Genomic DNA, 23,884 nt, shown 5'->3' on the forward strand with positions numbered 1-23,884 from the left:
CATGGCCGTCAAGAAACGAGGTCTCGGACGTGGACTGGATGCACTGCTGAGCGGTCCGACAGTCAGCGCCCTGGAAGAACAGGCCGCGCAGGCTGATACCCGGGAATTGCAGCATTTGCCGCTGGACCTGCTTCAGCGCGGCAAATACCAGCCGCGCCGGGACATGGATCCGCAAGCGCTGGAAGAACTGGCGTCTTCGATCAAAGCCCAAGGCGTGATGCAACCGATCGTGGTGCGTCCGATTGGTGGTGGCCGCTTCGAAATCATCGCCGGTGAGCGTCGCTGGCGCGCCAGTCAACAGGCGGGTCAGGAAACCATTCCGGCCATGGTTCGCGATGTGCCTGATGAAACCGCAATCGCCATCGCGCTGATCGAGAACATCCAGCGCGAAGACCTGAGTCCGATCGAAGAGGCCGTGGCACTGCAGCGTTTGCAGCAGGAGTTCCAGCTGACTCAGCAGCAGGTGGCCGAAGCTGTGGGTAAGTCCCGGGTGACTGTGGCTAACCTGTTGCGACTTATTGCATTGCCTGAAGTCATCAAGACCATGCTGTCTCATGGTGATCTGGAAATGGGTCATGCCCGTGCATTGCTCGGTCTGCCGGACCATCAGCAGGTTGAAGGGGCGCGACATGTTGTCGCACGAGGCCTGACTGTGCGCCAAACTGAAGCACTGGTTCGCCAATGGTTGAGTGGCAAACCCGAGCCTGTCGAAGCCGCTAAACCCGATCCGGACATCGCTCGCCTCGAGCAGCGCCTGGCCGAGCGCCTAGGCTCTGCGGTGCAGATTCGCCACGGAAAGAAGGGCAAGGGCCAATTGGTGATTGGTTACAACTCGCTCGATGAGCTTCAAGGTGTGCTCGCACACATCCGCTGAAACATTTCCTCATGTAGCGCGCAGTCGGAAATCACTACCTGACAGTTGAATAGGGGCAGAACCGCCCCTATACTCTGCGCGCATTTTGTCGGCACAAATTATGCCAAGTCAGTGAATTCTGGCAGCCGACCATTGGAGAGCAAACGTGATGGAAACCCGCAAGCCAAACCGCCTGCCGTTCCATCGCCTGGCGGTTTTTCCGGTGCTGATGGCTCAATTTGTCGTTTTGCTGATTGCCGCGTTGGCGCTCTGGCAATGGCATGGAGTCGTTGCCGGATACTCGGGACTTTGCGGAGGCCTGATAGCCTTGCTGCCCAATGTTTATTTCGCTCACAGGGCATTTCGGTTTTCCGGCGCCCGAGCAGCCCAGTCCATCGTCCGGTCTTTTTATGCCGGCGAGGCAGGCAAACTGATTTTGACGGCAGTGCTGTTTGCACTGGTGTTCGCAGGTGTGAAGCCACTGGCGCCGATCGCAGTATTCGGCGTGTTCGTGCTGACGCAGTCGGTCAGCTGGTTCGCTCCCCTGCTGATGAGAACAAGACTTTCGAGACCTTAGGGCGTTTGAGGCAACCATGGCAGAAACAACCGCTTCGGGCTATATCCAGCACCACTTGCAGAACCTGACCTTCGGTCAGCTACCCAACGGCGGCTGGGGCTTTGCCCACACCGCAGCAGAGGCCAAGGAAATGGGCTTCTGGGCTTTCCACGTCGATACCCTCGGCTGGTCGGTCGCGCTGGGTCTGATCTTCGTTCTTCTTTTCCGCATGGCGGCGAAGAAGGCAACGTCGGGTCAGCCGGGTGCTTTGCAGAACTTCGTTGAAGTATTGGTCGAATTCGTCGATGGCAGCGTGAAAGACAGCTTCCATGGCCGTAGCCCGGTGATCGCACCGCTGGCACTGACCATCTTCGTCTGGGTGTTCCTGATGAACGCGGTCGACCTGGTACCGGTCGACTGGATTCCTCAACTGGCCATCCTGATCTCCGGTGATGCGCACATCCCGTTCCGCGCCGTGTCGACTACCGACCCGAACGCGACTCTGGGCATGGCGTTCTCGGTGTTCGCGCTGATCATTTTCTACAGCATCAAGGTCAAGGGCATCGGCGGCTTCATCGGCGAACTGACCCTGCATCCGTTCGGCAGCAAGAACATCTTCGTTCAAGCACTGCTGATCCCGGTGAACTTCCTGCTGGAATTCGTGACCCTGATTGCCAAGCCGATCTCTCTGGCTCTGCGTCTGTTCGGCAACATGTATGCCGGCGAGCTGGTGTTCATTCTGATCGCTGTGATGTTCGGCAGCGGCCTGCTCTGGCTGAGCGGCCTGGGCGTTGTTCTGCAGTGGGCGTGGGCTGTGTTCCACATCCTGATCATCACGCTGCAGGCGTTCATCTTCATGATGCTGACCATCGTCTACCTGTCGATGGCGCACGAAGAAAACCATTAAGACCAGTCTCGACTAGTCTGATGTCCCTCCCGGTCAAACGGGAGGGGGCTCTTCACAGGGCACCTGAAACGATTTGTTTTACCGCTTTAATCTAAAAAACCTAAACCATACGACGTAAAAGTCGGGAGGAAAGATGGAAACTGTAGTTGGTCTAACCGCTATCGCTGTTGCACTGTTGATCGGCCTGGGCGCACTGGGTACCGCAATTGGTTTCGGCCTGCTGGGCGGCAAGTTCCTGGAAGGCGCAGCGCGTCAGCCAGAAATGGTTCCAATGCTGCAAGTTAAAATGTTCATCGTTGCCGGTCTGCTCGACGCCGTAACCATGATCGGTGTTGGTATCGCTCTGTTCTTCACCTTTGCGAACCCGTTCGTTGGTCAGATCGCTGGCTGATTACCCGGATTCTTCCGAGTAATCTGGTGTGATGGACAACGTAACTGCGAGGTGTTGGCGTGAACATTAATGCGACCCTGATTGGCCAGTCCGTTGCGTTCCTGATTTTTGTACTGTTCTGCATGAAGTATGTATGGCCTCCGGTCATCGCTGCTCTGCACGAACGTCAAAAGAAGATCGCTGATGGTCTGGACGCTGCCAGCCGTGCAGCTCGCGACCTGGAGTTGGCCCAAGAAAAAGCGGGTCAGCAACTGCGCGAAGCGAAAGCTCAGGCAGCTGAAATCATCGAGCAAGCCAAGAAACGCGGTAATCAGATCGTCGAAGAGGCTGTTGAAAAAGCCCGTATCGACGCTGACCGTGTGAAGGTTCAGGCTCAAGCCGAGATCGAACAGGAACTGAACAGCGTCAAAGACAAGCTGCGTGCCCAAGTGGGCTTGCTGGCTGTTGGCGGCGCCGAGAAGATCCTGGGTGCCACAATCGATCAAAACGCGCACGCAGAGCTGGTTAACCAACTGGCTGCTGAAATCTAAGCGAGGGCGATCATGGCAGAACTGACCACGTTGGCCCGACCTTACGCTAAGGCGGCCTTCGAGCACGCTCAGGCCCACCAGCAACTGGCCAATTGGTCAGCCATGCTCGGCCTGGCAGCAGCGGTGTCGCAAGATGACACCCTGCAGCGTGTGCTCAAGGCCCCGCGACTGACGAGCGCAGAAAAGGCCGCCACGTTCATTGACGTGTGCGGCGACAAGTTTGATGAAAAGGCACGCAACTTCATCAACGTCGTTGCCGAAAACGACCGTCTCCTGCTTCTGCCGGAGATCGCCGCTCTGTTCGACCTGTACAAGGCCGAACAAGAGAAATCGGTAGACGTTGAAGTGACCAGTGCTTTCGCATTGAACCAAGAACAGCAAGACAAACTCGCCAAGGTTCTCAGTGCACGACTCAACCGGGAAGTGCGCCTGCAAGTTGCGGAGGACGCTGCCTTGATTGGTGGTGTCGTGATCCGCGCCGGCGACCTGGTTATCGATGGCTCGATTCGCGGCAAAATCGCGAAACTTGCCGAAGCATTGAAATCTTGAGTTTGAAGGGGCAGCAGAGCAATGCAGCAACTCAATCCTTCCGAAATAAGTGAAATTATCAAGGGCCGCATCGACAAGCTCGATGTGACCTCCCAAGCCCGTAACGAAGGCACTGTCGTCAGCGTATCTGACGGCATCGTGCGGATTCACGGTCTGGCCGACGTCATGTACGGCGAGATGATCGAGTTTCCGGGCGGCGTCTACGGTATGGCCCTCAACCTGGAGCAGGACTCCGTAGGTGCCGTTGTATTGGGCTCCTACCAGTCGCTGGCTGAAGGCATGAGCGCCAAGTGCACCGGCCGCATCCTCGAAGTTCCTGTTGGTAAGGAATTGCTGGGCCGCGTAGTCGATGCACTGGGTAACCCTGTTGACGGCAAAGGTCCACTGGGCAACACCGAGACCGACGCGGTCGAGAAAGTTGCTCCAGGCGTGATCTGGCGTAAGTCGGTAGACCAGCCTGTACAGACTGGCTACAAGGCTGTCGATGCCATGATCCCGGTCGGCCGTGGCCAGCGCGAGCTGATCATCGGTGACCGTCAGATCGGTAAAACCGCTCTGGCGATCGACGCGATCATCAACCAGAAAGACAGCGGCATTTTCTGCGTCTACGTAGCCATCGGTCAGAAGCAATCGACCATCGCCAACGTGGTTCGCAAGCTGGAAGAAAACGGCGCCCTGGCCAACACGATCATCGTGGCTGCCAGTGCTTCGGAATCTCCTGCGCTGCAGTTCCTGGCACCGTACTCCGGTTGCACCATGGGTGAATTCTTCCGCGACCGCGGTGAAGACGCGCTGATCGTTTATGACGATCTGTCCAAGCAGGCAGTGGCTTACCGCCAGATCTCCCTGCTGCTGCGCCGTCCACCAGGCCGTGAAGCTTACCCAGGCGACGTGTTCTATCTCCACTCCCGTCTGCTGGAGCGCGCATCCCGCGTTTCGGAAGAATACGTAGAGAAGTTCACCAACGGCGCAGTGACCGGCAAAACCGGTTCCCTGACCGCACTGCCGATCATCGAAACCCAGGCTGGCGACGTTTCCGCGTTCGTTCCGACCAACGTGATTTCCATCACCGACGGTCAGATCTTCCTGGAATCGGCCATGTTCAACTCGGGCATCCGCCCTGCAGTGAACGCCGGTGTTTCGGTATCCCGTGTGGGTGGTGCCGCTCAGACCAAGATCATCAAGAAGCTCTCCGGTGGTATCCGTACCGCTCTGGCTCAGTACCGTGAACTGGCGGCATTCGCCCAGTTCGCTTCTGACCTGGACGAAGCGACCCGCAAGCAACTTGAGCATGGTCAGCGCGTTACCGAGCTGATGAAGCAGAAGCAATACGCACCAATGTCGATCGCTGACATGGCGCTGTCGCTGTATGCCGCTGAGCGTGGGTTCCTGACTGACATTGAAATCGCCAAGGTCGGCAGCTTCGAACAAGCGCTGATTGCTTTCTTCAACCGCGATCACGCCGATTTGATGGCGAAGATCAACGTTAAAGGTGACTTCAATGACGAAATCGACGCTGGCATGAAAGCCGGTATCGAGAAGTTCAAGGCCACCCAAACCTGGTAAGCCGCAGCGGGAGCCGCGAGGCTCCCGCTTGCTAACCTGATAGGTGTTACATGGCAGGCGCAAAAGAGATTCGCAGTAAGATTGCGAGCATCAAAAGCACGCAAAAGATTACCAGCGCCATGGAAAAAGTGGCGGTCAGCAAAATGCGCAAGGCACAAATGCGCATGGCTGCTAGCCGTCCTTATGCGGAGCGTATCCGCCAGGTAATTGGGCATCTGGCCAACGCCAACCCGGAATACCGCCACCCGTTCATGATCGACCGCGAAATCAAGCGCGTCGGTTATGTCGTCGTGAGCAGTGACCGTGGTCTGTGCGGCGGCTTGAACACCAACCTGTTCAAGGCCCTGGTCAAGGACATGGCGGTAAACCGCGAAAACGGCGTCGAGATCGATCTGTGTGTCGTTGGTAGCAAGGGTGCGGCCTTTTTCCGCAACTTCGGCGGTAACGTCGTTGCAGCTATCAGCCACCTGGGTGAAGAGCCGTCGATCAATGATCTGATCGGCAGCGTCAAGGTGATGCTGGATGCCTACCTGGACGGCCGTATTGACCGCCTGTCCGTGGTGTCCAACAAGTTCATCAACACCATGACGCAACAGCCTACCGTGGAGCAGTTGATTCCACTGGTGGCCACCCCGGATCAGGATCTCAAGCACCACTGGGACTATCTCTACGAACCGGATGCCAAAGAGCTGCTTGACGGCTTGATGGTCCGTTACGTCGAGTCGCAGGTCTACCAGGCGGTGGTCGAGAACAACGCGGCTGAACAGGCTGCGCGGATGATCGCGATGAAGAACGCTACCGACAACGCCGGTGATTTGATCAGCGATTTGCAGCTGATCTACAACAAGGCGCGTCAGGCTGCGATCACCCAAGAGATCTCGGAAATCGTCGGCGGCGCTGCCGCGGTTTAACGGTTCAAATATTCAGAGGATCCAGCTATGAGTAGCGGACGTATCGTTCAAATCATCGGCGCCGTTATCGACGTGGAATTTCCACGCGACAGCGTACCGAGCATCTACAACGCGCTGACTGTACAAAGCGCGGCCGCAACCACTCTGGAAGTTCAGCAGCAGCTGGGCGACGGCGTGGTTCGTACCATTGCGATGGGTTCCACCGAGGGCTTGAAGCGCGGTCTGGAAGTCAGCGACTCTGGCGCAGCCATCTCCGTACCGGTCGGTAAAGCGACCCTGGGCCGGATCATGGACGTCCTCGGCAACCCGATCGACGAAGCTGGCCCGATCGATACCGAAGAGCGCTGGGGCATTCACCGTCCTGCGCCTTCCTTCGCCGAGCAAGCGGGCGGCAACGACCTGCTGGAAACCGGCATCAAGGTTATCGACCTGGTTTGCCCGTTCGCCAAGGGCGGTAAAGTCGGTCTGTTCGGTGGTGCCGGTGTAGGCAAAACCGTAAACATGATGGAACTGATCCGTAACATCGCCATCGAGCACAGCGGTTATTCCGTGTTCGCCGGTGTGGGTGAGCGTACCCGTGAGGGTAACGACTTCTACCACGAGATGAAGGACTCCAACGTTCTGGACAAAGTGGCACTGGTTTACGGTCAGATGAACGAGCCGCCGGGAAACCGTCTGCGCGTAGCCTTGACCGGCCTGACCATGGCCGAGAAGTTCCGTGACGAAGGTAACGACGTTCTGCTGTTCGTCGACAACATCTATCGTTACACACTGGCCGGTACTGAAGTATCCGCACTGCTGGGCCGTATGCCTTCGGCAGTAGGTTACCAGCCGACCCTGGCTGAAGAGATGGGCGTTCTGCAGGAACGTATCACTTCGACCAAGGAAGGTTCGATCACTTCGATCCAAGCGGTATACGTACCTGCGGATGACTTGACCGACCCGTCGCCAGCGACCACCTTCGCCCACTTGGACGCCACCGTCGTTCTGTCCCGTGACATCGCTTCCCTGGGTATCTACCCGGCGGTAGATCCACTGGATTCGACTTCGCGCCAGCTGGACCCGAACGTGATCGGCCAGGACCACTACGACACCGCTCGCGGCGTTCAGTACGTTCTGCAACGTTACAAAGAGCTGAAGGACATCATCGCGATCCTGGGTATGGACGAGCTGTCGGAAGCCGACAAGCAGTTGGTTAACCGTGCTCGCAAGATCCAGCGCTTCTTGTCGCAGCCGTTCTTCGTGGCTGAAGTCTTCACCGGTGCTTCGGGTAAATACGTTTCCCTGAAAGACACCATTGCTGGCTTCAAAGGCATCCTCAACGGTGACTACGACCACCTGCCAGAACAAGCGTTCTACATGGTTGGCGGCATCGAAGAAGCGATCGAGAAAGCCAAGAAACTGTAATCCCGGCGCCCGGCAACGGGCGCTAATTTAGGTTGAGGCAATCAGATGGCTATGACAGTCCATTGCGATATCGTCAGCGCGGAAGGGGAAATCTTTTCCGGCCTGGTCGAGATGGTGATTGCGCACGGTGCACTGGGTGATCTTGGTATCGCTCTGGGTCACGCGCCGCTGATCACTAATCTCAAGCCGGGTCCGATCCGCCTGATCAAGCAAGGCGGGGAAGCCGAGGTGTTCTACATCTCCGGTGGTTTCCTCGAGGTTCAGCCGAACATGGTCAAGGTGCTTGCCGATACTGTGCAACGTGCCGCCGACCTGGATGAAGCTCAGGCTCAGGCAGCTCTCAAGGCTGCCGAGAATGCCCTGAACGAAAAAGGCGCGGACTTCGATTACGGCGCCGCTGCCACACGTCTGGCCGAGGCTGCAGCTCAACTGCGCACCGTCCAGCAGATCCGCAAGAAGTTTGGCGGTTAATCCGTCAGCCGCTTGTTGTGCGATTGATAAAAAAGGGTAGCCTCGGCTACCCTTTTTTCTTTTCCGAATTCCCGAAAACCGGTCGCAGTCGCTGACCACCCAGGATTGGTAGCCAGTCATGTCTCTTGAAATCGTTATCCTCGCGGCCGGCCAAGGCACCCGCATGCGTTCTGCCTTGCCGAAAGTGCTGCACCCGATTGCCGGCGACTCCATGCTGGGTCATGTTATCCACAGCGCCCGTCAGCTGGACCCGCAACGTATTCATGTGGTGATCGGTCACGGCGCCGATGTGGTGCGTGAGCGCCTGGCGGCCGACGATCTGAATTTCGTCCTCCAGGACAAACAACTCGGTACCGGCCACGCCACGGCGCAAGCGGTGCCGTTCATTACTGCCGACACCGTGTTGATCCTTTACGGCGACGTGCCGTTGATCGAAGTCGAAACCTTACAGCGTTTGCTCAAGCACGTGGTGCCTGGTCAGATGGGCTTGCTGACCGTCGAACTCGACGACCCGACCGGTTATGGCCGCATCGTGCGTGATGCTGACGGCAAGGTGGCCGCCATCGTTGAGCACAAAGATGCCAGCGAAGCCCAGCGCTCGATAACCGAAGGCAACACCGGCATTCTCGCTGTGCCAGCCAATCGCCTCGCGGACTGGATGAGCCGCCTGTCAAACAACAACGCCCAAGGCGAGTACTACCTGACCGACGTGATTGAAATGGCGGTCAGCGATGGTCTGGTGGTGGCCACCGAACAACCGCATGACCCGATGGAAGTGCAGGGCGCCAACGATCGCAAGCAACTCGCCGAACTCGAACGCCACTACCAGCTGCGCGCCGGTCGTCGTCTGATGGCACAAGGCGTGACCCTGCGTGATCCGGCACGTTTTGACGTGCGGGGTGAAGTCACTGTCGGTCGAGACGTGCTGATCGATATCAACGTGATCCTCGAAGGCAACGTGGTGATCGAAGACGACGTGATCATCGGCCCGAATTGCGTGATCAAAAACAGTACCCTGCGCAAAGGCGTGGTGATCAAAGCCAACAGCCATATCGAAGGTGCGATTCTCGGCGAAGGCAGCGATGCCGGACCGTTCGCGCGTCTGCGCCCTGGCACCGTGCTTGAAGCGCGCGCGCATGTGGGTAACTTCGTCGAGTTGAAAAACGCCCATATGGGCGAGGGCGCAAAGGCGGGTCATCTGACCTATCTGGGCGATGCCGAAATCGGTGCGCGCACCAACATCGGCGCCGGCACCATCACCTGCAACTACGATGGCGCCAACAAGTGGAAGACCGTGTTGGGTGCGGATGTGTTCATCGGCTCGAACAATTCGTTGGTTGCGCCTGTGGATATCTCCAGCGGAGCAACCACGGCGGCGGGTTCGACAATCACGCAAAATGTGGATAACGCGCAGTTGGCTGTGGGTCGGGCGCGACAGAAGAATATCGATGGCTGGAAGCGGCCGGAAAAAATCAGGTAGTCCTGAGTTATCCACAATCCTCTGACGGGAGTGAGCAGGCTCGCTCCCACACGAGTTGCGCCATTTTCTGAATTTTTCTCGCAACGGCTTGACGGCATTGTTTCGATAGGTTTTGATTGCTTACGTTATCTTTCGAATCGAAACATAATCCACCATGTCGAAACGCAACACACCCCAGCGCCGCCACAACATCCTCGCCTTGCTCACTGAGCGGGGCGAAGTCAGTGTGGATGAATTGGCCAAGCGCTTCGAAACCTCCGAAGTTACGATCCGCAAGGATCTGGCCGCACTCGAAAGTCATGGTCTGTTGCTGCGCCGTTACGGCGGAGCGATCACCATGCCGCAGGAACTGGTCGCGGAAACCGCGCAAAGTGTCTCCAGATACAAACAGGCGATTGCCCGCGCCGCGGTTCAGCGCATCCGCGAACACGCGCGGATCATCATCGACAGTGGCAGTACTACCGCCGCAATGATTCCCGAACTCGGTCAGCAGCCGGGGCTGGTGGTGATGACCAACTCCCTGCACGTCGCCAGTGCCTTGAGCGAGCTTGAACACGAGCCCGTGCTGCTGATGACCGGCGGCACCTGGGACCCGCATTCGGAATCCTTTCAGGGTCAGGTCGCCGAGCAGGTACTGCGCTCCTACGATTTCGATCAGTTGTTCATTGGCGCCGATGGTATTGATCTGGTGCGCGGGACGACCACCTTCAACGAGTTGCTCGGTCTGAGCCGGGTAATGGCTGAAGTGGCGCGCGAAGTCATCGTCATGGTCGAGGCCGACAAGATCGGCCGCAAGATCCCCAACCTGGAGCTGCCGTGGAGCAGCGTCCATACCCTAATTACCGACGATCGCCTGCCCGATGAGGCCCGCGATCACCTTCAGGCCCGCGGTATCACCGTGATTAGCGCGGCTGTCAGTCAGGAGAAATAAACATGTGTGGAATTGTCGGCGCAGTGGCAGAACGTAATATCACCGCGATCCTGCTCGAAGGCCTCAAGCGCCTTGAATACCGCGGCTACGACAGCGCCGGTGTGGCGGTGTATACCAACGACGCCAACCTTGAGCGCATGCGCCGGCCGGGCAAGGTCAGCGAGCTCGAAGCGGCACTGACCGAGCATCCTCTGGCCGGTCGTCTGGGCATCGCTCACACGCGCTGGGCAACCCACGGCGCACCTTGCGAACGTAATGCTCACCCGCATTTTTCCGGTGACATTGCGGTGGTGCACAACGGCATCATCGAAAACCACGAAGCGCTGCGTGAACAACTGAAGGCGCTCGGTTACGTCTTCACTTCCGACACCGACACCGAAGTCATCGCCCACCTGCTCACCGAAAAGCTCAAACAGCAGCCAGACCTGACCGTTGCGCTCAAAGCCACCGTCAAGGAACTGCACGGCGCTTATGGTCTGGCCGTGATCAATGCGCAACAACCGGATCGTCTGGTCGCTGCGCGCAGTGGCAGTCCATTGGTGGTTGGCCTGGGTCTGGGGGAAAACTTCCTCGCTTCCGATCAACTGGCGCTGCGCCAGGTCACCGACCGCTTCATGTACCTGGAAGAAGGCGATATCGCCGAAATTCAACGCGACAGCGTGCAGATCTGGGACGTCAACGGTAACGCCGTCGAGCGTCAGACGGTGCAGTACACCGACGGTGCCGAAGCCGCCGACAAAGGCGAGTTCCGCCACTACATGCTCAAGGAAATTCACGAGCAGCCAGCAGTGGTGCAGCGCACCCTCGAAGGCCGCCTGAGCAACGATCAGGTACTGGTGCAAGCGTTCGGGCCGCAAGCCGCCGAGCTGTTTGCCAAGGTGCGCAATGTGCAGATCGTCGCCTGCGGCACCAGTTATCACGCCGGCATGGTTGCGCGCTACTGGCTGGAAGAACTGGCCGGCATCCCGTGCCAGGTCGAAGTCGCCAGCGAATTCCGCTACCGCAAGGTAGTAGTGCAGCCGGACACGCTGTTCGTGACCATCTCGCAATCGGGCGAAACCGCCGACACCCTGGCCGCGCTGCGCAACGCCAAGGAACTTGGCTTCCTCGCGAGCCTGGCGATCTGCAACGTCGGCATCAGTTCGCTGGTGCGCGAATCCGACCTGACCCTGCTGACCCAGGCCGGCCGCGAAATCGGCGTCGCCTCGACCAAAGCCTTTACCACGCAACTGGTCGGCCTGCTGCTGCTGACCCTGTCGCTGGGCCAGGTTCGCGGCAGCCTCGCGAAAGGCGTTGAAGCTACGCTGGTCGAAGAGCTGCGCCGCCTGCCAACCCGTCTGGGCGAAGCCCTGGCGATGGACAGTACCGTCGAGAAAATTGCCGAGCTGTTCGCCGAAAAGAACCACACCCTGTTCCTCGGTCGCGGTGCGCAATTCCCGGTGGCGATGGAAGGCGCCTTGAAACTCAAGGAGATCTCCTACATCCACGCCGAAGCCTACCCGGCCGGCGAGCTTAAACACGGCCCGCTGGCACTGGTGGATAACGACATGCCGGTGGTCACCGTTGCGCCGAACAACGAACTGCTGGAAAAGCTCAAATCCAACCTGCAGGAAGTCCGCGCCCGTGGCGGTGAACTGATCGTCTTCGCCGACGAAAAAGCGGCGATGACTAACGGCGAAGGCACCCACGTGGTACAGATGCCGCACATCCACGACATTCTCTCGCCGATCCTTTACACGATCCCGTTGCAGTTGCTGTCGTACTACGTCGCGGTGCTCAAAGGCACGGATGTGGATCAGCCGCGCAATCTGGCGAAGTCGGTGACGGTGGAGTAAGTTATCCACCGCTAAAAACAGGTTTCCCAGCAATGCCAAAGCCCCTGATTTCAGGGGCTTTTTCTATTTAATGGCGTCCACCGGATGTACGAATAGGCGTTGCGGGATTATCAATGGCGAAGAGCGGGTTGTGGTGAGCCCCGCTCACCACAACCACCGACAATAAATCTCTCGCCCCACAGGTGACGAGACTGCGCCGTTAAACCCCTGCGGCAGCCGTGGCGGGTTCTCCGTCGACCACTACGTTGTACGGTGCCTGTTCGCGATCACGCAGACCGTAATCACGGATCACCGATGTCACCCGCACGCGATAGTCATCGAAGATTTTGTCGCGTCCGGCGCGCTGTGCCGACAGGTGGGCTGTCACGTTGCGCCACTGCACCACGGCCTCCTCATCGCGCCAGGTGGTGACCGACATGACCTTCTTGGGGTTGAGCGTGCTTTGGAAACACTCGACGGAGATAAACCCTTCCATGGGTTCAAGCAGCGGGGTCAGCTTGTTGACCAGGTCAACATAGGTCTCGCCCTGGCCTGGCAGTGCCTGTAACTCGAACAAAACGACGATCATTTTTGATTCCTCATCCTTGATATTTTTCAGGTGGTTTTACACGGTGCAAATACGCTGGGCGGGTGCCCGACCGCTATCAGTGTTTTATCGGGGTGCCCAGGTTGTTCAGCCAGGCCCGCATGACGTGGCTCGCGGCGCGGGTCAGACGGTCGCCTAGGTGGATGGCCTCGCTGCGCAACGCAACAGGGTCGATGCCGGTTTGTGCCAGTTCGCTGGCATGGCCAACCAGCCATTGCTCGATGTTGGCGGTATCGGCTTCGAGATGAAATTGCAGGCCAAGAATCGTGTTGCCCACGGCGAACGCCTGATGAGCACCCACCGGCGTACTGGCCAGCAGCACAGCACCTTCCGGCACATCGAACTGGTCGCCGTGCCAGTGCAGCACGGGGGTGTCCATCAGCGCGGCGAGCGGCGAGTCTTGACCGGCCGCGGTCAGGGTCAGCGGTGAAAAACCGATCTCCTTGACCCCCATCGGATAGACGTCGGCCTGCATGGCCCGGGCGATCAATTGCGCACCCAGGCAGATGCCCAGCAGGGGATTGCCGGACGCAACGCGCTGGCGCACCAGTTTCAACTCGTCGTGCAAGAACGGATACAGCTGCTCGTCATAGGCTCCAATCGGGCCGCCGAGTACGATCAACAAGTCGGCCTGCAGCACCGCCTCGCTGTAGATGGCGTCGACCGTGGGGTCCAGGTAAATCAGCGTATAGCCTGCTTCGGCCAGAACGGCATCCAGAGTGCCAACGTCTTCGAAGTGAATGTGGCGTAATGCAATGGCAGTTTTCATGGAAAAAACCAGTTGTTGAAGTAAGGGCGGTAAGTGTTCATACGGTGGTGGAGAGGTCGACCTTGATCGTCCCGGATTGCGGGAAGGTGCAGCAGGCGAGGGCGTAGCCGTCGTCCTTGTCCTTGTCGGTCAGGCAAAAATCGGGTTCAAGGGTGTAGTGACCCTCCGATACCTTCAGCCGGCAGTGACCGCAGATGCCGGCGCGGCAAAGGCTGCGCACCGCGATGCCGCCGGTTTCAAGCATCTCCAGCAAACTCTTGCCGGCGGGCGGCTCCAGCACCTGATCGTTGTGGTTCAAGTGCAGGCGCAGCGTCGCGTCGGCTTGAGCCTGCGGCTGTGCGACGCAGTCCGGCGCGACCGGTGGCGTGAACGACTCGATGAGCAAGCGGCTCGCGGGGAACATGGCCAGGGTGTATTCGCGCATGCCCTGGGCGAAGCCATAGCTGCCACAGATCACCACGCGGTCGGGGTTACCCAGCCGGCTCAGGTCCTGAGCCTGGGGACGACCGGCGCTGAAGTGCCCGTTGTTGTTGATCGTTTCGCGGGTTACGAACACCTGCAAGGAGAACCACGATGTGCTCAGCTCAAGTTCCAGCAACTCCTGTAGAAACGCAATCTCGGCGATGGACGGCACACACAGCAGCAGGCTCACATCGGGCACCGCCAATCCGCGTTGCGCACGTTCAGCCAGACCCCGCAGCAATGCAATCGGCAAGGTGATGCCGATGCCACCGGCGAGCATGCCGACCTGGCGGCAACCCAGAACCGACTCCAGGGAAATATCACCTGCGACAAACTGCATCGCGGTGGTTGAGCCGGCTTGCAGCGTAGCGTGCAAATGGTCCGAAACCCCGCCATGGCCTTCACGCTTGACCGCAATGTCGAACCGGTCGACGCCATGCCTGCGCGTGATCGAATACAACCGTTGGTGGTAGGTGCCCGCCATGTCAGCGGCGTGCAGAGCCACGTGTCTGCCTGCCTCCAGGCTGTCGAGGAATTCGACGGGGGCGTCTACCGCGCGCAGGGTGAAGACTTTTACGTTGGCCGTTTCAGTGCTTACGTGTTCGCACAGGGCCGTGAGGGATGCCATGCCGTTCATGCGCGGGCCTTCTCGCCTAAGGTTTCAATGGCATGCTCGGCACTGCTGAGGCCGTTGCCGGTCAAGCCGATCCGGTCGATCAGGGCTTCGAGCGAGTCGGTGTAGACACTGATTTCGTTGTTGTCGCCCACGTCACGCACGATCTCGCCGGCGTGGGGGAAATCCAGCATCGAAAACACGGTGGACCATGCGCCCATTTCGTTATTGGCGAACATCTGCACCGTGCGCAGGATGATCGCGCGCAGGTACTCGCGCTCCTTGCGGCTCAGGCCATTGACGATGTCGGAAGCGACGAAGCTGAAGACGCTGGAATGGCTCCACTCGTCCATGGCATGGGTGCGCGTGACCTCGTGGCACACCGCCTGAATGCTGGCGTCCTCGGCCATGGTCTTAAGGTAGTCGGTGATCAGCGTTTCGCTGGCACACGCGACGCCGAAGCGGGTCAGGCGTCGCTCCCATTCGGCAGTGCAGTTGGCCAGGAGGGCCTCGCGCCAGGTCACCAGGTTGAACGCGCTGAAGTCCAGCGGGGTGAGTTTGCGCATGTCATAGATATAGTTGCAGGCCATGATGGACATGCGCGTGTGCAGGGCTTCGTCGAGCAGTGCCTGAGACATCACGTCTTGCAGCAGGGCGCGGTTGTTGCTCGGCGGCGGGGTCTTGATAATGTCCTCGCAGGCCGGCACGACCACATTGCATTCGATGTAGATGGTCTTGAGGTTGTAGATGCCCCACGCATAGGACAGGCATTTGGATTGCAGGTCCTGAGGGGCTTCGAGCCAGGCCTGGTGATGACGAAACGGTAACAGCGACAGACTGAAGTCGTGCTTGTCGGCATCGAAGGCGAGGCCCCAGTAGTTCGGTTGCGGGTTGTTGACGGCCGCGCGGGTTTTCCAGAGCGTGGAGAGTTTGGCCAGCATGTTTTTTACTACGTCATCGGTACCACAATTCAAACGTTCCATGTTTTAACTCCAAGGAAATAGGCTATTGGTGTTGGGTTTACCGTGCAGTCCTTGCAAAAATAACGAGTCCGCACAAGCGAGGGGTGCAGTGCAATAAATGCGGGACGGCGCCCTTCAAGTCTGCGGCAAAAACATGTGGCGGCTATTGATTCAGGTCACTTGAATGCCACTTGGAGTGCCGCCATTTTTCGACTCTTTGCCATGGACCGCTCCTGTATCAGGGTCAGTACAACAGTCAGGCACATGAAGGCGGCGCTGGCCCAGAAAATGGCGTTGGGCCGACCCTGGTCGAGCAGCCAGCCGAACCCAACGGGGCCGATGGCGCCACCGATGTTGAAACCGGTAGAGACGATGCCGAAGGTTTTGCCTTCGGCACCCTTCGGGGCAGCCGCCCGTACCAGCATGTCGCGGGACGGTGCGATTACCCCGGTCAGGAAGCCCGCAGCCCCCAGCACGATCAGCAGTGCGGGCTCGCTCAAGCGTGCCGTGGCGACCAGCAGCATCAGCACGGTGGCCAAGGCAAACGCGCTGGCTGCGACTACGCCATGGCGGCGGGTCCGGTCGGCCAAGGCTCCCCCTGCCAGTACGCCGAAAGCGCTGGCAAAGAGGAAGGCGGTCAACGCCGAGTTGGCCCAGGTCAAGGCCACATCCTGACCTTGCATCAGGGCGGCGACCGAGAACTTTTCAATCGCGCCGGTGCTCAGGTTCAGCAGCACGAACAACAGGGTCAGGCTGAGCACCATAGGCGAGAGCAGTGACAGGCGACTGGCGCCGATGGGTGTCGGGTCGGCGGCGGGATACACGCGACTGACTCGGGCCAGTGCGGAGCCAGGGATCAACAACAGCGCCAGCACGAAAAACCCCACCAGAGCCGCGGCCGCGAAGGCCATGGGCAGGTTGCTCGCCACCGCGATACTCAGCAAAAACACTGGGGCCACGGCCGCGCCAATGAACCCGGCAAAGGTGTGCACGGAGAACGCCTTACCGATATGGGCGGGGTCAATGTGGCGCGACAGCAGGGCATAGTCGGCCGGGTGATAAATGGCGTTGGCGACACCGGCCAGCGCCATGCCGATCAACAAACAGGTGTAGCCGGGCAGGAGTGCAATCAGCAGGAAACTGCTGCTGCCCAGTGCCAGCGCGACCAGCAGCAAGCACCTGGCACCGTAGCGGTCCACGGCAAACCCCATGGGTGCCTGCACCAGCGCCGTGATGATATTGAACAGGCTTAACGCCAGGCCCAATTCCACATATTCCACATTGAAAAAAGCCGGAAGCAGGGGGAACAGCGCCGCCAGCACCATGATGTGCAAATGACTGACAAAGTGTGCAGCGGCGACCTGAGGCAGCAACCCGATACGAATCGTCATGACGAAACCCGTGTAGTGAGCATGGCAAATCCGGCGCAGAGCTTAATGAGGCGATGGTCTTGCGCGATAGTCCATTACCGGTGCGGCTACCAGACCACTTTAAATGGCGGCGATTTCCCCACGCCTGCCCCAGCGCAGACGCGTGGCAAGGACTTTGAGTGCGGTGGTCTGCAACATCCAAGCGAACTGGTATGGTTGGCCGGCCCGTGGGCGGCTAGGGTAGTGCGGCGTGTTATCGGGCGTTTACAAAGGGAGTGACCATGCCGCATTTCGCTTATCGGGAGGGCCACGCGCTGCCAGGGGTCAGTGGCGTTGCGCTGCCCCAGGTGGACGGGGAGGTGTGGCGCGCCATTGACGCCGAGCGTCAGCGCCAGGTGCAGTCAATCGAGCTGATCGCCGCTGAGAACGTGGTCAGTCGTGCGGTGCTCGAGGCCCAAGGGTCGGTGCTGACCAATAAATATGCCGAGGGCTACCCAGGGCGTCGCTATTACGCCAGTTGCTGTAATGTCGATGCCATTGAAGAGCTCGCCATCGAACGGGCCAGGCAGCTGTTCAGCTGTGCCTATGCCAACCTGCAACCTCATTCGGGCAGCCAGGCCAACCAGGCGGTGTTTCTGGCTCTGCTGGCGCCGGGGGACAAGATCCTCGGCCTGGACCTCAAGTCCGGTGGGCACCTGTCTCATGGTGCAGCATTCAACTTGTCCGGGCGCTGGTTTCAGGCCCTCAGCTATGGCGTGCACCCGGTGACGCACAGGGTCGACATGGATCAGGTCGAGCAGATCGCCCGACAAGAACGTCCACGCCTGATCATCGCAGGAGCCTCGGCGTACTCACGGGCGCTGGATTTCGCCCGGTTTCGTGCGATTGCCGACGAGGTGGGTGCGTACCTGATGGCCGACATTGCCCACGTCGCAGGGCTGGTCGCGGGTGGTGCGTATCCGTCTCCTGTGCCGTTCGCCCATGTCACCACCCTCAGTACCCATGCCACATTGCGCGGCCCACGTGGCGGGATGATCCTGTGCAATGAGCAGGCCATTGCGCAGAAGATCAATGCGGCGGTGTACCCCGGCCTGCAGGGCGCTGCACTGATGCATATCGTTGCAGCCAAGGCCGTGGCGCTGGGCGAGGCATTGCACCCGGCCTTCGGCGCTTATGCCCACGCCGTGGTCGCCAACGCCCAGGCCTTGTGCGGCCGATTGGCTGAAGGTGGGTTGTTGGTCGTGTCGGGAGGGACCGACTGTCACCTGGGGGTGATTGACCTGCGGCCGTGGGGCCTGGTGGGCAATGTCGCCGAACGTGCGCTGGAGGCCATCGGTATTACCGTGAACAAAAATGTCGTGCCCGGCGATGAGGTCAAGCCTACCGTGACGTCCGGGATTCGTCTCGGCAGTGCGGCGTGCACTTCGCGTGGCATGGGGGTCGATGAATTCAGAGAGATCGGCGACATGATTCTGGCCATGCTCGGTGGCGTACGCAGCGGTGCCCTCGACGGCCGAACTGAACGCTCGATTCGTGAAGGTATCAGCGACCTGACCAAGCGTTTCAGACTGCCGTATTAACCGTCTGCGCTTTTTTGCAAAGGAATTCCGATGTCCGACATCATCCCCACCGGCCGCCTGGCGGCTGCCCGCACGTCACGTTTCAGCTTGTTCACCACCGCCAAGCCGCAACCCGTCATCACGGTTGAACATTCCAGGCTGCCCCGGCGCTCGCGTATGGTCGTCCAGGCCCAGCAGCTGCTGATGAACTATGCGCTGGGCCATTAGATTTTCAGGGCATTGGCCAGACGCAACATGGCGGCTTCTATTTCATACGCAGTCAGGGAGGAGTAACCCAGCAGCCAGCCCTGTTGCTTCGGTTCGCCCGCGTACAAGCCGCTGAGGCCGGACAGTTGCACGCCGGCAGTGGCAGCCTGGCGGATGGTTTTTTCCTCGGACCATCCGGATTTCAGCACGCAGGGAATTTGCAACCCACCCGGCGGCAGTTCGGCGGTAACCACGGTGCTCAAGTACTTGCCGATGGCGTCGTGCATGATCGAGCGGCGTCCGGCATACAGCTTGCGCATGGCCCGGACATGCGCGTTGTAATGGCCGTCCTCCATAAAGCGCGCCAGCGTCAGTTGCAGCGTTTGCGGAGTATGGCCGTCCATCATGCTGCGCGCATAGGCAAAAGGCTTGACCAGTTCGCAGGGCAGCACCATATACCCCATGCGCAGTCCGGGGTAGAGGGTTTTGCTGAACGTGCCGATGTAGAGCGTGCGCTGGTACTTGTCCAGGCCCTGCACGCACGCCGTGGGTTGCCCGTCGTAATGGAACTCGCTGTCGTAGTCGTCCTCGATGATCCACTTGCCTTTTTGCGCCGCCCAATTGATCAACTCAAGACGCCGCTCCAGCGGCAATGTCGCGCCGGTGGGGTATTGGTGAGAGGGCGTGACATACACGCAATTGGCGCCGCTGCGGTCGGCGTACAACAGGTCGGTACGGATGCCCTGTTCATCGACGTCAATGGGCACCACCTTGGTTTCAGCGATCTGGAAGGCCTTGCGCGCCCCATAGTAGCCGGGGTTTTCCATCAGGATCGGCTTGCCGGCGTCTACCAGCAATTGCGCGCACAGATACAACGCCTGACGCGTACTGCTCAAGACCAGTATCTGGTCGGGGGAGCATTTGGCGCCGCGTTCGAGGTTCAGGTAGGTGGCAATCGCTTTGCGCAGGGGCTCAGCCCCTTGTGGATCGCCATGCAGCAGCACGCTTGCGCGATAGTCCTTCATGACCTGGCGCTGCAAACGCTCCCAGACATCCGTCGGAAAGCTGCGGGTTTCCGGCAGGCCGGTGGCGAATGCCTTGATGACTTGCTGATCGCGCACTCCGCCGGTGTCGAAGATCATTCGCCCGCGTTGGCTGAGCGCTGCGCCCGGTGCGGCGACGCTGCTTCTGATTTCCTGAGCCCTGAGGCGTCGGCGGCCAGCACCGCGCAATTCGACGCCCACCGTGTCGCAGACGTAACTGCCGGCGCCTTCGCGGCGCACGATAAACCCGTCCCGATGCAATTGCACATAGGCGTTCTCAACGGTATCGCGGGCGCACCCCAGCGATTTGGACAGCACCCGCGTGGCGGGCAGTTTCAAGCCGGGGCCGAGGGCGCCGTCGAGAATCAGCGCACGCAATGCACGCTGGATCCGCTGATGCAGATCCAGCAGCTGAAATTCAGCGTCGTTGAGGCGCATCTTCAGGGTTTCCAGCTCGAAGGTCTTGGCCATGTGGTCTGCTCTCTTTCCATGAACTGGCAGGTAAAGGCAGGCCAGTTTATCCGTAGACTCTGGCCCTCGCTACCCGCCGCCTTTACTCGCTGATGACGCGCCGGGCGAGGGTTCTTGAACAGGAGTTACTCAACCATGGCTCGGTCACACAACTTCAGCGCAGGCCCCACCGCGGTGCCGTTGGACGTTCTCACTCAGGCGCATGAGGAGTTTTTTGATTTTGCCGGCACCGGCATGTCGGTGATGGAAATCAGCCATCGTTCGCAGGTATTCATGGCGGTGGCCCGTGATGCCGAACGAGACCTGCGCGATATTCTCGGGGTGCCGCCCGCCTACAAAGTACTGTTCCTGCAAGGCGGCGCCTCCTTGCAGTTCGCTCAAGTGCCGATGAACCTGATGGGCGATAAAGGCACGGCGGATTACCTGCATACCGGCCTCTGGTCGGGCAAGGCGATCGAGGCCGCCCGGCGCTACTGCGATGTGCGCGTGGTTGCCAGCGCCCACGCGTCCGGTTTCGACCATGTCCCACACGCCTCGGACTGGCGCCTTAACGCCGACGCCGCTTACCTGCACTACACCGAGAATGAGACGGTGCACGGCGTGCAATTCATCGACACGCCCGCGAGCGACGCGCCGCTGGTGTGCGATGCCTGTTCAAGCCTGCTGTCCAAGCCGATCGACATCGCTAGGCATGGGCTGGTGTATGCCGCCGCGCAGAAAAACATGGGCGTGGCCGGGTTGACGGTGGTCATCGTGGACCCGTCGTTGCTGGAGCGTTCCCATGCCTTTACCCCGGACATTCTCAACTACGCGCGCATCAGCGACGCGCAGTCCATGCTCAATACCCCTGCGACCTTCCCCTGGTATCTCACAGGCCTGACGCTCAAATGGATCAAGCGCAGTGGTGGTCTGCAGGCCCTGCATCAGCGCAATCAGGCCAAGGCGCGAATGCTTTACCGCGCCATCGATGAAAGTGACGGGTTTTATCGCAACTCGGTGCAGGCACCGTATCGCTCGATCAATAACGTGCCCTTCCGATTGGCCGACGTGGCGCTGGAGAAGAGCTTTTTGCGGCGCGCGGAGCAGGCCGGCCTCAACGGCCTCAAAGGCCACGCCAGCGTCGGCGGCCTGCGCGCCAGCCTGTACAACGCCGTTTCAGTGCCGGCGGTCGAGGCGCTGTGCGATTTCATGAGCGCCTTTGCGCGTAAGAACGGCTGAGCCGCCCACAAAAAGTGGTCTGGTCTGCTGCGTTAAAGCGTAGGGGTAAAACCCACCATTCAACCGCTATAAATGACCGCTTGCCAGCGGCCGGATGCAATCGTCCAGCAAGGAGCCAAGACCTATGTCATCTACTCAATCCCTCTCGTCCCTGCGTCTGCGGGACCTGCTGCACCCGGTGGTTGCCGGGTTGATTTCAGTGATCGTCAATTACGGCGGCACCTTCATCCTGGTGTTTCAGGCCGCCAAGGTCGCAGGGCTCAGCCCCGAGTTGACGGCTTCGTGGGTCTGGTCTGTGTCGATCGGCGTAGGGGTGACCGGGCTGTTCCTCAGTTGGATGAGCCGCGAGCCGATCATCACCGCCTGGTCGACCCCGGCGGCGGCATTTTTGATCGTCGCCCTGGCAACCACACCCTATGCCGAAGCCATTGGGGCGTACATGATTTCGGCTGCAGCGTTCGTGCTGCTGGGCGTATCCGGTTACTTTGAAAAAGCCGTTCGCCTGATCCCTCCGGGTGTAGCAGCGGGCTTGTTGGGCGGCATCTTGTTGCAGTTCGGCATCGGTGCGTTTGCCAGCATGAGCGTCGACCCGTTATTGGTCGGGGTGTTGATCGGCGCCTACATCCTGTTCAAGCGTTTGAGTGCGCGATACGCGGTCGTCGGCATTCTAGTACTGGGGCTTGGCTTTCTGCTGATGCAGGCACGCGTGGATTTCACGGGGCTGACGCTGGAGTTTGCGACACCGGTGTTCACCCGCCCGGAGTTCTCGATCAATGCGTTGTTGAGCGTGGCGTTGCCGCTGTTTCTGATCACCCTCACCGGGCAGTACATGCCGGGCATGCTGGTGCTGCGCAGTGACGGCTTCAACACCAGTGCCAACCCGATCCTCAGCTTGACCGGGCTGGGTTCTCTGCTGATGGCGCCGTTCGGTTCGCATGCCTTTAACATCGCGGCCATCACCGCCGCTATCTGCACGGGAAAGGAAGCGTCGGAAGACCCGTCCAAGCGCTGGATCGCAGGCGTGGCCGCGGGCATCTTCTACATACTGGTGGGGATCTTCGGCGTGACCCTGGCGGCGGTGTTCATGGCCTTCCCGGCGACCTTCATCACCACCCTGGCCGGGCTGGCCCTGCTGGGCACACTCGGCGCGAGCCTGGCCAATGCCATGGCGGACGTGAAATCGCGCGAAGCGTCGCTGATCACTTTCCTGGCCTGCGCGGCCAATATCACCTTGCTGGGCATCGGTGGCGCGTTCTGGGGCCTGGTTATCGGCCTGGCCGCCTATGTCGTACTCAATGGGCAGTTGCCGCGTCGTGCAAAGACTGCAGGCCCACAGGCCGAACCGGTTGCGGTGCCCACCAAGGGAGCGGCCAACTGATGCCTGACCAAACCGAAGACCTCATCCTGCATGCGCGCCATGGTCGTTACCCACAGGCCGACAGTGTCGAAGACTTTCGCCGCAACCTGGCCGCGGTGCAGCAACGGATTGTCGAGGCGTGCCATCGGGTAGGGCGCGACCCGGCCGGTGTGCGCTTGCTGCCGGTCAGCAAAACCTTTGATGAAGCTCATCTGCGTCTGGCCTATGCCGCCGGTTGCCGCCTGTTGGGCGAGAACAAGGTGCAGGAAGCCCAGCGCAAGTGGGAAGCCATGACCGACCTGCAAGACCTGCAATGGTCGGTGATCGGCCATTTGCAGACCAACAAGGCCAAGCAGGTTGCACGCTTCGCCAGTGAGTTCCAGGCCCTGGACAGCCTGCGGGTGGCCGAGGCGCTGGACCGTCGCCTGCGCATTCTGGATCGGCAGATGGATGTGTTCGTCCAGGTCAATACCTCCGGCGAAGCCAGCAAGTACGGACTGGCGCCCGATGACGTGGCGGCTTTCCTCGAGGCAATGCCAGCGTTCCCGACGCTGCGGGTTCGCGGGTTGATGACGCTGGCGCTGTTCTCGGCCGACGCGCTGCGGGTACGCCCTTGCTTCGTCCGGCTGCGTGAATTGCGCGACCGATTGCTTCATTGCGCCCCCGACGGGGTGTCGCTGCAAGAGCTGTCCATGGGCATGTCAGGTGACTTTGAAGTCGCCATCGAAGAGGGCTCGACCGTGGTGCGCGTCGGGCAGGCGATTTTCGGTGCCCGAGCCATGCCGGATGCGTACTACTGGCCGACCGCTGATGCCCGCCCTCTCATCGAAGACACGTTGTTGTCGATCACCCCCAGCCGTTGATCCCCCCTCTACAGGAG

General features: G+C 59.9%; 24 protein-coding genes. 18 read left to right on the forward strand and 6 right to left on the reverse strand.

Features of this window, described 5'->3' with window-relative positions:
• Position 1 precedes the first annotated feature (1 nt).
• The 13 genes from V6F91_RS09840 to glmS all read left to right on the forward strand — a co-directional run bounded on the left by V6F91_RS09840 (position 2) and on the right by glmS (position 12,387).
• Complete coding sequence (locus V6F91_RS09840; RefSeq protein ID WP_332763887.1) at positions 2-874, forward strand: ParB/RepB/Spo0J family partition protein; 873 nt, start codon at positions 2-4, stop codon at positions 872-874.
• A 148-nt stretch (positions 875-1,022) separates the two neighbouring features.
• Positions 1,023-1,430: a F0F1 ATP synthase subunit I gene (locus V6F91_RS09845; protein WP_090287824.1), complete on the forward strand. Its 408-nt coding sequence runs from the start codon at positions 1,023-1,025 to the stop codon at positions 1,428-1,430.
• A gap of 16 nt (positions 1,431-1,446) precedes the next feature.
• Positions 1,447-2,316 carry a F0F1 ATP synthase subunit A gene (gene atpB / locus V6F91_RS09850; RefSeq protein WP_016772402.1) on the forward strand — a complete coding sequence of 290 codons (870 nt, stop codon included), beginning with the start codon at positions 1,447-1,449 and terminating at the stop codon, positions 2,314-2,316.
• Between the two features lie 133 nt (positions 2,317-2,449).
• The gene (gene atpE, locus V6F91_RS09855) at positions 2,450-2,707 is read left to right on the forward strand and encodes a F0F1 ATP synthase subunit C (RefSeq protein ID WP_003097235.1); all 258 of its coding nucleotides are present in this window, start codon (positions 2,450-2,452) and stop codon (positions 2,705-2,707) included.
• 59 nt (positions 2,708-2,766) lie between these two features.
• Entirely contained in the window at positions 2,767-3,237 is a 471-nt protein-coding gene (locus V6F91_RS09860; RefSeq protein ID WP_016772403.1) for a F0F1 ATP synthase subunit B, read from the forward strand.
• Positions 3,238-3,249: 12 nt separating this feature from the next.
• Positions 3,250-3,786, forward strand: coding sequence for a F0F1 ATP synthase subunit delta (locus V6F91_RS09865; RefSeq protein WP_016772404.1), 537 nt, complete (start codon positions 3,250-3,252; stop codon positions 3,784-3,786).
• 21 nt (positions 3,787-3,807) lie between these two features.
• Complete coding sequence (gene atpA, locus V6F91_RS09870; protein WP_016772405.1) at positions 3,808-5,352, forward strand: F0F1 ATP synthase subunit alpha; 1,545 nt, start codon at positions 3,808-3,810, stop codon at positions 5,350-5,352.
• 50 nt (positions 5,353-5,402) lie between these two features.
• Positions 5,403-6,263 (forward strand): F0F1 ATP synthase subunit gamma, encoded by an 861-nt coding sequence (atpG, locus tag V6F91_RS09875; protein WP_007911960.1) that lies wholly within the window; start codon positions 5,403-5,405, stop codon positions 6,261-6,263.
• A 27-nt stretch (positions 6,264-6,290) separates the two neighbouring features.
• A complete protein-coding gene (atpD, locus tag V6F91_RS09880; protein ID WP_090287822.1) occupies positions 6,291-7,670 on the forward strand; it encodes a F0F1 ATP synthase subunit beta in 1,380 nt (459 codons plus the stop codon).
• A 45-nt stretch (positions 7,671-7,715) separates the two neighbouring features.
• Positions 7,716-8,141 (forward strand): F0F1 ATP synthase subunit epsilon, encoded by a 426-nt coding sequence (locus V6F91_RS09885; protein ID WP_016772407.1) that lies wholly within the window; start codon positions 7,716-7,718, stop codon positions 8,139-8,141.
• A gap of 118 nt (positions 8,142-8,259) precedes the next feature.
• Positions 8,260-9,621 carry a bifunctional UDP-N-acetylglucosamine diphosphorylase/glucosamine-1-phosphate N-acetyltransferase GlmU gene (gene glmU, locus V6F91_RS09890; protein WP_332763897.1) on the forward strand — a complete coding sequence of 454 codons (1,362 nt, stop codon included), beginning with the start codon at positions 8,260-8,262 and terminating at the stop codon, positions 9,619-9,621.
• Positions 9,622-9,775: 154 nt separating this feature from the next.
• Entirely contained in the window at positions 9,776-10,552 is a 777-nt protein-coding gene (locus V6F91_RS09895; RefSeq protein WP_332763899.1) for a DeoR/GlpR family DNA-binding transcription regulator, read from the forward strand.
• 2 nt (positions 10,553-10,554) lie between these two features.
• On the forward strand, positions 10,555-12,387 hold the full coding sequence (glmS, locus tag V6F91_RS09900; RefSeq protein WP_332763901.1) for a glutamine--fructose-6-phosphate transaminase (isomerizing): 1,833 nt from the start codon (positions 10,555-10,557) through the stop codon (positions 12,385-12,387).
• A 199-nt stretch (positions 12,388-12,586) separates the two neighbouring features.
• On the opposite strand, the gene V6F91_RS09905 is transcribed toward glmS, so the two are convergent.
• The 5 genes from V6F91_RS09905 to V6F91_RS09925 all read right to left on the reverse strand — a co-directional run bounded on the left by V6F91_RS09905 (position 12,587) and on the right by V6F91_RS09925 (position 17,170).
• Complete coding sequence (locus V6F91_RS09905) at positions 12,587-12,955, reverse strand: antibiotic biosynthesis monooxygenase (RefSeq protein ID WP_332763903.1); 369 nt, start codon at positions 12,953-12,955, stop codon at positions 12,587-12,589.
• Between the two features lie 76 nt (positions 12,956-13,031).
• Positions 13,032-13,742, reverse strand: a complete 711-nt coding sequence (locus V6F91_RS09910) for a glutamine amidotransferase (protein ID WP_332763905.1) — start codon at positions 13,740-13,742, stop codon at positions 13,032-13,034.
• Positions 13,743-13,779: 37 nt separating this feature from the next.
• A complete protein-coding gene (locus V6F91_RS09915; protein WP_332763907.1) occupies positions 13,780-14,841 on the reverse strand; it encodes a 2Fe-2S iron-sulfur cluster-binding protein in 1,062 nt (353 codons plus the stop codon).
• Positions 14,838-15,800, reverse strand: coding sequence for an AurF N-oxygenase family protein (locus V6F91_RS09920; protein WP_093096523.1), 963 nt, complete (start codon positions 15,798-15,800; stop codon positions 14,838-14,840). The genes V6F91_RS09915 and V6F91_RS09920 overlap by 4 nt, the downstream gene beginning before the upstream one ends.
• A 155-nt stretch (positions 15,801-15,955) precedes the next feature.
• Positions 15,956-17,170 (reverse strand): MFS transporter, encoded by a 1,215-nt coding sequence (locus tag V6F91_RS09925; protein ID WP_332763910.1) that lies wholly within the window; start codon positions 17,168-17,170, stop codon positions 15,956-15,958.
• Between the two features lie 260 nt (positions 17,171-17,430).
• Between V6F91_RS09925 and V6F91_RS09930 the strand changes: the two genes are divergently transcribed.
• Both V6F91_RS09930 and V6F91_RS09935 read left to right on the forward strand, forming a co-directional pair.
• Positions 17,431-18,729, forward strand: coding sequence for a serine hydroxymethyltransferase (locus V6F91_RS09930; RefSeq protein WP_332763912.1), 1,299 nt, complete (start codon positions 17,431-17,433; stop codon positions 18,727-18,729).
• A gap of 30 nt (positions 18,730-18,759) precedes the next feature.
• On the forward strand, positions 18,760-18,936 hold the full coding sequence (locus tag V6F91_RS09935; protein ID WP_332763914.1) for a hypothetical protein: 177 nt from the start codon (positions 18,760-18,762) through the stop codon (positions 18,934-18,936).
• Here V6F91_RS09935 and V6F91_RS09940 read toward each other — a convergent pair.
• The gene (locus V6F91_RS09940; RefSeq protein ID WP_332763916.1) at positions 18,933-20,429 is read right to left on the reverse strand and encodes a PLP-dependent aminotransferase family protein; all 1,497 of its coding nucleotides are present in this window, start codon (positions 20,427-20,429) and stop codon (positions 18,933-18,935) included. The genes V6F91_RS09935 and V6F91_RS09940 overlap by 4 nt on opposite strands.
• Before the next feature lie 135 nt (positions 20,430-20,564).
• Here V6F91_RS09940 and serC point away from each other — a divergent pair, with 135 nt between their 5' ends.
• From serC to V6F91_RS09955, 3 genes are all read left to right on the forward strand, one after another.
• Positions 20,565-21,647 (forward strand): 3-phosphoserine/phosphohydroxythreonine transaminase, encoded by a 1,083-nt coding sequence (gene serC, locus V6F91_RS09945; protein WP_332763918.1) that lies wholly within the window; start codon positions 20,565-20,567, stop codon positions 21,645-21,647.
• A 124-nt stretch (positions 21,648-21,771) separates the two neighbouring features.
• Positions 21,772-23,025 (forward strand): benzoate/H(+) symporter BenE family transporter, encoded by a 1,254-nt coding sequence (locus V6F91_RS09950; protein ID WP_332763920.1) that lies wholly within the window; start codon positions 21,772-21,774, stop codon positions 23,023-23,025.
• On the forward strand, positions 23,025-23,867 hold the full coding sequence (locus V6F91_RS09955; protein WP_090287795.1) for a YggS family pyridoxal phosphate-dependent enzyme: 843 nt from the start codon (positions 23,025-23,027) through the stop codon (positions 23,865-23,867). Before V6F91_RS09950 ends, V6F91_RS09955 begins: the two co-directional genes overlap by 1 nt.
• Positions 23,868-23,884: the final 17 nt, after the last annotated feature.

The sequence above is a fragment of the Pseudomonas koreensis genome, assembly GCF_036668835.1.
GTDB classification, from domain to species: Bacteria; Pseudomonadota; Gammaproteobacteria; order Pseudomonadales; family Pseudomonadaceae; genus Aquipseudomonas; species Aquipseudomonas koreensis_I.

Excerpts from the sequence above, each read along its gene's own strand:
- V6F91_RS09840 (WP_332763887.1), top strand. The coding sequence starts at position 2 with ATGGCCGTCAAGAAACGAGGTCTCGGACGTGGACTGGATGCACTGCTG.
- V6F91_RS09845 (WP_090287824.1), top strand. The coding sequence starts at position 1,023 with ATGGAAACCCGCAAGCCAAACCGCCTGCCGTTCCATCGCCTGGCGGTT.
- atpB (WP_016772402.1), top strand. The coding sequence starts at position 1,447 with ATGGCAGAAACAACCGCTTCGGGCTATATCCAGCACCACTTGCAGAAC.
- atpE (WP_003097235.1), top strand. The coding sequence starts at position 2,450 with ATGGAAACTGTAGTTGGTCTAACCGCTATCGCTGTTGCACTGTTGATC.
- V6F91_RS09865 (WP_016772404.1), top strand. The coding sequence starts at position 3,250 with ATGGCAGAACTGACCACGTTGGCCCGACCTTACGCTAAGGCGGCCTTC.
- atpA (WP_016772405.1), top strand. The coding sequence starts at position 3,808 with ATGCAGCAACTCAATCCTTCCGAAATAAGTGAAATTATCAAGGGCCGC.
- atpG (WP_007911960.1), top strand. The coding sequence starts at position 5,403 with ATGGCAGGCGCAAAAGAGATTCGCAGTAAGATTGCGAGCATCAAAAGC.
- atpD (WP_090287822.1), top strand. The coding sequence starts at position 6,291 with ATGAGTAGCGGACGTATCGTTCAAATCATCGGCGCCGTTATCGACGTG.
- V6F91_RS09885 (WP_016772407.1), top strand. The coding sequence starts at position 7,716 with ATGGCTATGACAGTCCATTGCGATATCGTCAGCGCGGAAGGGGAAATC.
- glmU (WP_332763897.1), top strand. The coding sequence starts at position 8,260 with ATGTCTCTTGAAATCGTTATCCTCGCGGCCGGCCAAGGCACCCGCATG.
- V6F91_RS09895 (WP_332763899.1), top strand. The coding sequence starts at position 9,776 with ATGTCGAAACGCAACACACCCCAGCGCCGCCACAACATCCTCGCCTTG.
- glmS (WP_332763901.1), top strand. The coding sequence starts at position 10,555 with ATGTGTGGAATTGTCGGCGCAGTGGCAGAACGTAATATCACCGCGATC.
- V6F91_RS09905 (WP_332763903.1), bottom strand. The coding sequence starts at position 12,955 with ATGATCGTCGTTTTGTTCGAGTTACAGGCACTGCCAGGCCAGGGCGAG.
- V6F91_RS09910 (WP_332763905.1), bottom strand. The coding sequence starts at position 13,742 with ATGAAAACTGCCATTGCATTACGCCACATTCACTTCGAAGACGTTGGC.
- V6F91_RS09915 (WP_332763907.1), bottom strand. The coding sequence starts at position 14,841 with ATGAACGGCATGGCATCCCTCACGGCCCTGTGCGAACACGTAAGCACT.
- V6F91_RS09920 (WP_093096523.1), bottom strand. The coding sequence starts at position 15,800 with ATGGAACGTTTGAATTGTGGTACCGATGACGTAGTAAAAAACATGCTG.
- V6F91_RS09925 (WP_332763910.1), bottom strand. The coding sequence starts at position 17,170 with ATGACGATTCGTATCGGGTTGCTGCCTCAGGTCGCCGCTGCACACTTT.
- V6F91_RS09930 (WP_332763912.1), top strand. The coding sequence starts at position 17,431 with ATGCCGCATTTCGCTTATCGGGAGGGCCACGCGCTGCCAGGGGTCAGT.
- V6F91_RS09935 (WP_332763914.1), top strand. The coding sequence starts at position 18,760 with ATGTCCGACATCATCCCCACCGGCCGCCTGGCGGCTGCCCGCACGTCA.
- V6F91_RS09940 (WP_332763916.1), bottom strand. The coding sequence starts at position 20,429 with ATGGCCAAGACCTTCGAGCTGGAAACCCTGAAGATGCGCCTCAACGAC.
- serC (WP_332763918.1), top strand. The coding sequence starts at position 20,565 with ATGGCTCGGTCACACAACTTCAGCGCAGGCCCCACCGCGGTGCCGTTG.
- V6F91_RS09950 (WP_332763920.1), top strand. The coding sequence starts at position 21,772 with ATGTCATCTACTCAATCCCTCTCGTCCCTGCGTCTGCGGGACCTGCTG.
- V6F91_RS09955 (WP_090287795.1), top strand. The coding sequence starts at position 23,025 with ATGCCTGACCAAACCGAAGACCTCATCCTGCATGCGCGCCATGGTCGT.